Annotated in this window: 10 protein-coding genes; 1 reads left to right on the top strand and 9 read right to left on the bottom strand. The window is 74.3% G+C overall.

From position 1 onward, the window contains the following. The 9 genes from Q6969_RS10295 to Q6969_RS10255 all read right to left on the bottom strand — a co-directional run. Positions 1–494: DNA alkylation repair protein (locus Q6969_RS10295; RefSeq protein WP_317230358.1), on the bottom strand; the 494-nt coding region annotated here is incomplete at its 3' end. Beyond that, positions 491–1,504: an NAD-dependent epimerase/dehydratase family protein gene (locus Q6969_RS10290; protein WP_317230357.1), complete on the bottom strand. Its 1,014-nt coding sequence runs from the start codon at positions 1,502–1,504 to the stop codon at positions 491–493. The genes Q6969_RS10290 and Q6969_RS10295, both read right to left, overlap by 4 nt. A gap of 89 nt (positions 1,505–1,593) precedes the next feature. After that, positions 1,594–2,109, bottom strand: a complete 516-nt coding sequence (locus tag Q6969_RS10285; protein ID WP_317230356.1) for a DUF2017 family protein — start codon at positions 2,107–2,109, stop codon at positions 1,594–1,596. Further along, positions 2,106–2,480, bottom strand: a complete 375-nt coding sequence (gene clpS / locus Q6969_RS10280) for an ATP-dependent Clp protease adapter ClpS (protein ID WP_317230355.1) — start codon at positions 2,478–2,480, stop codon at positions 2,106–2,108. Before clpS ends, Q6969_RS10285 begins: the two co-directional genes overlap by 4 nt. Positions 2,481–2,568: 88 nt before the next feature. Then, a complete protein-coding gene (locus Q6969_RS10275; RefSeq protein WP_317230354.1) occupies positions 2,569–3,267 on the bottom strand; it encodes a response regulator transcription factor in 699 nt (232 codons plus the stop codon). Further along, the gene (locus tag Q6969_RS10270) at positions 3,264–4,508 is read right to left on the bottom strand and encodes a histidine kinase (protein ID WP_317230353.1); all 1,245 of its coding nucleotides are present in this window, start codon (positions 4,506–4,508) and stop codon (positions 3,264–3,266) included. The genes Q6969_RS10275 and Q6969_RS10270 overlap by 4 nt, the downstream gene beginning before the upstream one ends. 95 nt (positions 4,509–4,603) lie before the next feature. Further along, positions 4,604–5,443, bottom strand: coding sequence for an ABC transporter permease subunit (locus Q6969_RS10265; RefSeq protein ID WP_317230352.1), 840 nt, complete (start codon positions 5,441–5,443; stop codon positions 4,604–4,606). Next, a complete protein-coding gene (locus tag Q6969_RS10260) occupies positions 5,440–6,375 on the bottom strand; it encodes an ATP-binding cassette domain-containing protein (RefSeq protein WP_317230351.1) in 936 nt (311 codons plus the stop codon). The genes Q6969_RS10265 and Q6969_RS10260 overlap by 4 nt, the downstream gene beginning before the upstream one ends. Before the next feature lie 129 nt (positions 6,376–6,504). Next, a complete protein-coding gene (locus tag Q6969_RS10255) occupies positions 6,505–7,710 on the bottom strand; it encodes an aminotransferase class I/II-fold pyridoxal phosphate-dependent enzyme (protein WP_317230350.1) in 1,206 nt (401 codons plus the stop codon). Positions 7,711–7,928: 218 nt separating this feature from the next. Here Q6969_RS10255 and Q6969_RS10250 point away from each other — a divergent pair, with 218 nt between their 5' ends. Beyond that, positions 7,929–8,441, top strand: a complete 513-nt coding sequence (locus tag Q6969_RS10250) for a hypothetical protein (protein WP_317230349.1) — start codon at positions 7,929–7,931, stop codon at positions 8,439–8,441. Positions 8,442–8,728: the final 287 nt, after the last annotated feature.

Below are 8,728 nucleotides of genomic sequence, written 5' to 3'. Positions count from 1 at the left end.
CCGGCGCGCAGCGGCCGCGACGGGGCGAGGAGTGCGGCACGGCGGAGCCACACGTCCTGCTCGCCGGCCCAGCGGTCGAGCGCCGCGTCGGCGCGCGTCCTCCCGGCGCCGGCCAGCCGCTCGACCAGCGGCCCGACGACGTCGAGGGCGAGCGGATCCACGAGGTCCCGCAGGCGGGCATCCCGCACGAAGCCCTCGATGCGGGTGAGGTCGCCGTTGTCGAGCCGTGCCACGTGCTCCTGCAGCAGCACGACGGCCGCGAGTCGCATCTCGTACACGCGCGAGCGCCACAGCTCGGAGGCGAGCGCCACCGCCTCGTCCCGCGTCATGCCCGGTCGTCGGCGGCCGAGGTCCCGCACGGTGCCGCGCACCGCGCCGACGGATGCGCCGACGAACCCGAGGTCGCTCCGCAGGCGCTCCCGCTCGGCCTCCGCGCGGTACCACGCGCCCTCGCGCTCGAGGGCCGCGGCGACGAAGTCGGCGTCGTCGCTCATCCGGCGAGCGGTGCCGAGCCGTCGCGTCCGGTGCGGTGCACGAACGCGCGTCCGAACTCGGCCAGGACGTCCTCGGCGGGGTGCGCCGGGACCCATCCCAGCACCTCGCGGGCGCGGGCCGTCGACATGACCGGCACGTTCGCGGCGATGTCGATCCATCCCGGGTCCGTCCGCTGCACGCGGAGGCGCCAGCTCGCGGAGACGAGCGCGCGAAGGGCCGGCAGCGGCACGGCGACGACGCGCGCCCCGAGGAGGCGCCCCACCAGGGCGGGGTCGACCACCGGGTCCGCGGCGATGTTGAAGGCGCCGGGCGCGCGGCGCTCCACCGCCCGCCAGAACGCGTCCGCCACGTCCTCGTTGTGCACGACCTGCGACACCAGCTGGCGGGGGAGCGGCAGCACGGGGGTCCGCGTGGCGAGGCCCAGCCAGCGCGTCGGGATCCAGCGGCCGAGGAACAGCGCGGCGATCTCGGCCGCCGCCTCGTCGTGCATCACGAGCCCGGGTCGCATGCGCGTCACCACGACCTCGGGGTGCGCTGCCTCGAAGGCGTCCATGGCGCGCTCGTTCTCGGCCTTGTGCCGCGAGTAGTGGGAGGTGTGGATGCCGCCGGTGGGCCAGGTCTCGTCCCGCGGACGGTCCTTGGGCGCCGCGCTGTAGGCGCCGACGGAGGACGCCACGACCACCTGGGGCACACCCGCCTGCGCGACGGCCTCGAGCACGTGGGCCGTGCCGATGACGTTGGTGCGGTGCATCACGCGCTCGCGGTGGTTGGGCTGCAGCGCCCAGCCGAGGTGGATCACCGCGTCGGCGCCGCGCATGGTCGCGGCCAGCCCGGAGACGGCGCCCGCGGCGCCGATGTCGGCGAGCCGCCACGTCACCTGGGAGTAGGGCTCGAGCGCGGCGTCGGGCATGCGCCGGGCGACGCCCACGATCTCGGCCCCCGCGGCGTGGAGGCGCCGCAGCACCCCGGTCCCGAGGTTCCCGGTCGCTCCGATGACGACGACGCGCATGCTGCTCCTCTCCTGCGGACGGGACCCGGTGGGCCGGCGGGTCCGCGGGTCCCCTCCATCATGCTCGCCGGGGCCTGGGCGTCGCCGGGTCAGCGGTCGACGGCCTCGATCAGCGAGCCCTGGGCGAACGTCAGCCAGTCGTAGAGGCCGGCGCTCTCGCGGGGCGCGCGGGCCCGCCAGCCGTCGGCCTCGTCGATCCGCAGCGGCACGGAGATCGCCAGCCGGAGGTCGTTGAGGGTGAGGAGCCAGGCCTGCGCTCCGGTGGGGTCGAGCACGACCAGGAGCCCGCGCCGCCCGGCTCCGCGCGCATCGGCCTCGGCGAGCGTCGCCTCCACGGTCGTCGCGTTCGCGGCCTTGGCCTCGGTGAGGTCGTCCGCGGTGAAGCGGCGGAACTCCGCGGAGGCCTCGGCGTCGTCCGGGTAGGCGTCGGGCAGGAGCCGCTCGGCGACGGGCGAGGGTGCCCCGCCGTCCTCGGCGCCGCCCGGGGCGGCACCCGCGTCGAGGATGCCGCGCAGCTCGCCGAGGAGGCCGCGGAGCAGGGCGACCTCGTGCGGCTCCAGGTGCGCGGCGACCGTCCCGTCGGGACGCGCGCGGAAGGCCCTCACGCGTCGACCCGCTCGAGCGTGGCCCAGAGCCCGTATCCGTGCATCGCGAGGACGTGGCGCTCGATCTCCTCGCGGATCCCGGTCGCGACCACGGCCCGTCCGTCCTCGTGCACGCGGAGCATCAGCTCGTCGGCCCGTTCGCGGGGGAAGCCGAAGTAGCTGCGGAAGACGTAGGAGACGTAGGTCATGAGGTTCACGGGGTCGTTCCAGACCACGCAGCTCCACACCGGCGGGGTGGCGGAGCGCTCGAGGAGGTCCGTGTCGGATCCCGTGCTCGTGCCGGCTCCGGGGTCTCCCGCGGGCGGATCCGCGGCCCGGCGCGCGGCGGGGGCGGAGCGGGCGAGGCGCGCGTCCGCGGCGGTCGTGGTCACAGCGCTCCTGACGGGTCGTCCCGGCGTGCGGCCGGCATGCCCATCCTCTCGCGCCGGACGGCCGCTCCACGACCCCGAGGGCGTCCCGTCACGCACCCGGACGCACCAGCCCGCAGTCGTACGCGAGGATCACGGCCTGCACGCGGTCGCGCACGTCGAGCTTCGCGAGCACCCGCCCCACGTGCGTCTTCACGGTCGACTCGGACAGGTACAGGCGCCCGGCGATCTCCTGGTTGGTGAGCCCCTCGGCGAGCGCCGTGAGCACCTCCAGCTCCCGCGCGGTCAGCGGCCGGAGGCGCGGGTCGGCCGCGCCCTCCCCGGTGCCGGCCGCGCTGCCCGCCGCGGGCATCGCGGATCCGAGGAGCTCGATCATGCGCCGTGTCACGCGCGGGGAGATGGCGGCGTCGCCGTCGGCCACCGCGCGGATCGCCTGCATGAGGTGCTCGGGCCGGGTGTCCTTCACGAGGAACCCGCTCGCGCCCGCGCGCAGCCCCGCGAAGGCGTACTCGTCGAGGTCGAAGGTCGTGAGCACGATGACGCGGGTCGCCGGGTGCCGCGCGACGATCTCGGCGGTCGCCTCGATGCCGTCCATGCCGGGCATGCGCACGTCCATGAGCACGACGTCGGGCGCCAGCTCGCCCGTGCGCGCCACGGCGGCCCGGCCGTCGGCCGCCTCGCCGACCACCGCGATCCCGGGCTCGGCGTCGAGCACCATGCGGAAGCCCATGCGCACGAGCGCCTGGTCGTCCACGATGAGCACGCGGACGGGGGTGCGGCTGTCGGTCATCGGTCCTCCTGGATCCGGGGGCGGGTGTCGTGCGGGTCGCGGGCTGCGGGCGGGTCGCCCGGGCGCAGGTCGTGCGAGCCGCCCGGCATCGTCGCGAGCACGCGCCATCCTCCGGTCGCGCGAGGCCCGGCGGACGCGGTGCCGCCGTAGACGGCCATGCGCTCGGTGACGCCGACGAGGCCCCGCCCGCTGCCGGGGACGGGCGGCACGACGGGACCCGTGCGGTCGTCGTCGGTGACCTCCACGGTGATCCGGTCGGGCCCGTGGTCGACCCGGACCTCGACGCGCTCGGCGTTCGGCGCGTACCGGAGCGCGTTGGTCAGGGACTCCTGCACCACGCGGAACACGGCGAGCTGGCGTCCCGGATCCTCCGGCGGCGTGCCCGTCGTGGTGAAGCGGACGGGCAGGCCGGTCGACCGGAACGAGTCGACGAGGGCGGCCAGGTCGGCGTGCCCGGGCTGCGGGGCGCGGAGGGAGGGAGGGGTCGCATCGCCGGCGGCCGGCTCCTCGGCGAGCACGCCGAGCATGCGGCGCATCTCCGAGAGCGACGACCGGCCCGCGTCCGCGACCTCGCGCATGGCGTCGCGGGCGAGCTCCGGACGGGTGACGGCGCTGGCCGCCGCGCCGTCGGCGAGCGTGACCATGACCGTGATCCCGTGGGCGACGATGTCGTGGATCTCGCGGGCGATGCGGGTGCGCTCGGCCGCCGTCGCGAGCCGCGCCTGCTGGTCGCGCTCGCGGGCGAGCTGCACCGCGAGGTCCCGCAGCGCCTCCACGTAGCGCTTCCGTCCGCCGACGTTCGTGCCGATGAGCGTCGCGATGAGCATGGGGATGAGGCTGAACACCAGCATCGAGGCGACCGAGAGGTCGAGCGGCCCGCTGCGCGCCGTGGTGGGCACGACGACGGCGGCGAGGAGCGCGGACCCGCCGAGCCCGAGCCATGCGCGACGCGAGGATCCGTGGACCGCCACGGCGTAGAGCGCGAGGGGGAGGGCGCCGAAGTCGAAGGTGCCGGAGATCAGAGCCGAGGCCGCCGTGCCGAGCCCGCTCACGACGAGCACGGTCACCGGTCGGCTGCGGCGGAGCATCAGCGCCGCGCCCACGCCGAGCGACAGGACGACGAGCACGACCACGGCCCCGGGGAGGTCGGAGCGGATGTCGCTGACGGCGACGCCGGCGAGGGACGCCCAGGTGAACAGGACCGCGATGACGGCGTCGACCGTCCGCGGATGCCGGGCCATCCACCCGCGGACCGCGCCGGGCGGGGTCGGCAGGCGGACGCCGTCGGGCGCGGCGGTGTCCGCCGCGCCCGACGGCGCCCTCCGGTCCGCGTCGATCAGGCGTCCCGCTTCCGGGCGAGCACGACGGCGGGGACGAGGATCACGGCGACCCACGCGAGCATGACCAGCAACGCCTGCCAGAACTCCATCTCCCCGGGAGCGCCGTTGCCGCCGCTGTAGAGGCGGTTGCCCGCGCTCAGGGGGAAGTACGGCTCGAGGTCGCGGACCCAGTCGAGCACGCCGCCGAGCAGCTGGCCGACGATGGGCACGACGAGGACGAGGCCGACGAGGGCGCCGATCCCGGCCGCGCCGTTGCGCAGCAGGAGGCCGAACCCGAAGCCCATGAGCCCGATGAGCACGACGAAGAGCACGCCGCCGAGGGCCGACAGCAGGAACCCGCCGTCGAGGACGTCGACCTCGGCGCCGGCGGCGGCGAAGTACGCACGGGCGATCAGGAGGGCCACGGCGACGGCGATCGCGGTGACCACGAAGGTCACGAGCGTGTACACGATCGCCTTCGCGGCGATGACGCCGAGACGCCGGGGTGCCGCGCTGAAGGACGAGCGGATCATGCCGGTCGAGTACTCGCCACTGATCACGAGGACCCCGAGCACGCCCGCGACGAGCATCGAGAGCGTGACGCCGCTGAGGCCGACGGACACCAGCAGGTCGGCGGCCGGGAGCCCCGGGAGGCCCAGCTGGTCCTCCAGCTGGTCCACGACGAACGGGGTGAAGAGCGCCGAGAACCCGGCGAGGAGGAGGAAGACGAGCGCGAAGCACCAGACGGTGGAGCGCAGCGTGCGGAGCTTGATCCACTCGGAGCGCATGAGGCGCCAGAGCGTGGGACGGCCCGTGGCCACCGGGGCGGGTGCGTAGGGGGTGCTGGTGGCGGTCATCGTGCGGTCTCCTGCTCGGTCGTGCCGACTGCGGCGCTGTGGTACTCGACGTCGCCCTGCGTGAGCGACAGGTAGGCGTCCTCGAGGGACGCCGAGACGGGCGTGAGCTCGTGCAGCACGACGCCCGCCGACAGTGCGGCGTCGCCGACCTGCGCGGCCGAGAGGCCCGTGATCTCGATGACGTCGCGCTCGACGCTCGTCACCACGACGTCGGGTCGCGACACCGCCTGGCCCAGCCGGTCGGCGTGCGGGGAGCGCACGCGCACGAGACCGCTCGTGGCACCCGCCACCACGGCCGCGACGGGCGCGTCGGCCAGCACGCGTCCCCGGCCGAGGACGATGAGGTGGTCGGCGGTCTGCGCCATCTCGCTCATGAGGTGCGAGGACAGGAGCACCGTGCGCCCCTGGCCGGCGAGGTAGCGCGTGATGTTGCGCACCCAGAGGACGCCCTCCGGGTCGAGGCCGTTGACGGGCTCGTCGAGGATCAGCGTGCGCGGGTCCCCCAGGAGCGCGACGGCGATGCCGAGGCGCTGCCCCATGCCGAGGGAGAAGCCCCCCACGCGCTTCTTGGCGACCGGCTGCAGGCCCGTCATCTCGATGACCTCGTCGACCCGCGAGCGCGGGATGCCATGCGTGGCCGCCATCGCGAGGAGGTGGTTGAAGGCGCTGCGGCCCGTGTGCACCGCCTTCGCGTCCAGGAGCGCGCCGACCTCGTGCAGCGGCGCCTGCAGGTCGCGGTAGCGGCGTCCGTTGACGGTGACAGATCCGCTCGTGGGGCTGTCCAGACCGACGATCATGCGCATCGTCGTGGACTTCCCGGCGCCGTTCGGACCGAGGAATCCGGTCACCATGCCCGGCTGGACGGTGAAGCTCACGCCGTCCACGGCGGTCTTCGCGCCATAGCGCTTGGTCAGGTTCTCAGCGACGATCATGCGCGCTGCCTCCTCAGGATGGGTGTGCGGACCCAGCGCCCGCGAGACCAACGCTAGGGGCGGCGTCCCCGGCGATGCGTCCCCCTTCAGGCCCCCACCGGCGGACGGCCCTGGTACCAGGGTGCCGGGTCAGGCGGTCCCGGGCGCCAGGGCGCCGAGGCGCCGCGCGGCCTCCTCGAGCACGTCGATCCGCTTGCAGAACGCGAAGCGCACGAGCGAGGCATGCTCCGCCGCGAGCGGGGCATGGCAGAAGGCGGAGAGGGGCACGCCGACCACGCCGGCGAGGGACGGCAGCCGCAGGCACAGCTCCCGGGCGTCGGCGAAGCCGAGCGGCGCGGCGTCGGCCACGATGAAGTAGCCGGCCGCGGGCAGGTGGATCCGGAAGCCGGCCGCCGTCAAGCCGGCCGCCAGGATGTCGCGCTTGTGCCGCAGGTCGTCGGCGATGCCGTCGTACACCCGGTCGGGGAGGGCGAGGCCGGTCGCGATGGCGGGCTGGAACGGCGCGCCGTTCACGAACGTCAGGAACTGCTTCACGGCCAGGATCGCGGAGACCAGGGGCGCGGGCGCCGTCAGCCAGCCCACCTTCCATCCCGTGGTGCGGAATGTCTTCCCGCCGGAGGAGATGGTCACGGTGCGCTCGCGGGCTCCCGCCAGGGTGGCGACCGGGACGTGCGGCGCGTCGAACACGAGGTGCTCGTAGACCTCGTCGGTGACGATCACGACATCGTGGGCTACGGCGAGCTCCACCACGAGCTCCCCGACCTCGCGGCTGAGGACCGTGCCCGTCGGGTTGTGCGGGTCGTTCAGGAGGATCACGCGGGTGCGGTCGGTGATGGCGTCGCGCAGGTCGTCGAGCCGCGGCTGGAAGCCGGGAGCACGCAGCGGCACGGTGCGGTGCACGCCGCGGGCCAGCGAGATGAGGGCACCGTACGCGTCGTAGAACGGCTCGAGCGTCACCACCTCGTCGCCCTCCTCCACGAGGGCGAGGAGGGCCGCGGCGATCGCCTCGGTGGCACCCGCGGTCACTAGCACCTCCGTGTCCGGGTCGAGGGCGATCCCGTAGAAGCGCATCTGGTGGGCGGCGATCGCCTGCCGCAGCTCGGGGGTGCCGCGGCCGGGCGGGTACTGGTTCATCCCCGCCGAGATCGCCGCGCGCGCCGCCTCGAGGACCTCGCTCGGGCCGTCCTCGTCGGGGAAGCCCTGACCCAGGTTGATGGCGCCGGTCGAGGCGGCCAGCGCGCTCATCTCGGCGAACACGGTGGTGCCGGGCGTCCCGTCGGGGGAGAGCAGCATGGCCCCACGGGCTGCGCGCACCCACGCGCCGGGTATCGTCATGCGCCCATCATGGTCCGCGGACGGCGGGCCGCCTCCCGCACACCGGGCGTGCCGCCGGAGCGGTCGTCCCGTGTGGACCCTCCTGCGCAGGGTCGCGCGAGCGCGGCTACCTTTCCTGGACCGCGACGCCGGGTGCTGCCGCATCCCTCCTGCTCGCGGGACCACACGCCCCGGGGGAGACCACCATGCACGAGCGACCGCGCCATCCACTCGGGCGGGTGAGCGGCGTCCTGTCCGGCTCGCTCGCCCTCCTGCTCTCGACATGCGTCCTCAGCGGATGCGCTGCCCCGCAGCCGCCGAGCCCGCAGGGCACCACGACTCCGGCGCTGTCGCAGGAGCAGAGGGACGACGAGGCCTTCCGGACCCTGGTCACGGGATTCCTCGCCCTCCCCTTCCACGGCGAAGCTGCTGATGACCTGCGCCCCTTCCTCACGGGAGATGCCCTCGAGGACGAGGTGCGGGAGATCGACCGCTACCAAGCGGCGCGGCAGGAGGTGGAAGGCCAGGACACCTACTACGGCTTCTCGGTGACCTCGCGCGGGGAGGGCTTCATGGTCGCGCAAGCCTGCCTCGACGTCAGCGGTACCAGGATCGTCGACGCCGACGGACGAGACGTCACTCCGTCGCGAAGCTCGACCGTGTCTCTGCAGCTCAAGGCCGTGCAGGGAGACGATGGCGCATGGCGCATCAACGACATGGTCCCGAACGACGCTGTACTCGCATGCGACTGAGAGGCCTGCTCGTCTTCGTGCTCGCGTTGACGCTTCTGGGGATTACGGCACCCACCGCCGGCGCAGATGGAAGCGGATGCTCTCGCCGGGGTTTCGGTGACGCGCCATGCATCGGAGGCGAGATCCGAGCGGACGGTGTGACGGTTCGGGGAACAGCGGCGGCGCCCGCAGTGAAGGAGGATGCCGCTTCGAGCTCGGGCATAGGGCGACCAAGCGTTCCTCCCAAGCCACCCGTGCCGCATCCGGTGTCGCGGCAGGACCGGTTGGCGGCGGATGCGGATGGTGGG

Source organism: Clavibacter sp. MX14-G9D (assembly GCF_032917815.1).
Taxonomy (GTDB): Bacteria; Actinomycetota; Actinomycetes; order Actinomycetales; family Microbacteriaceae; genus Clavibacter; species Clavibacter michiganensis_K.
Note: the sequence above shows the minus strand (reverse complement) of the source record. Positions and strands in the feature narration are given on the sequence as shown.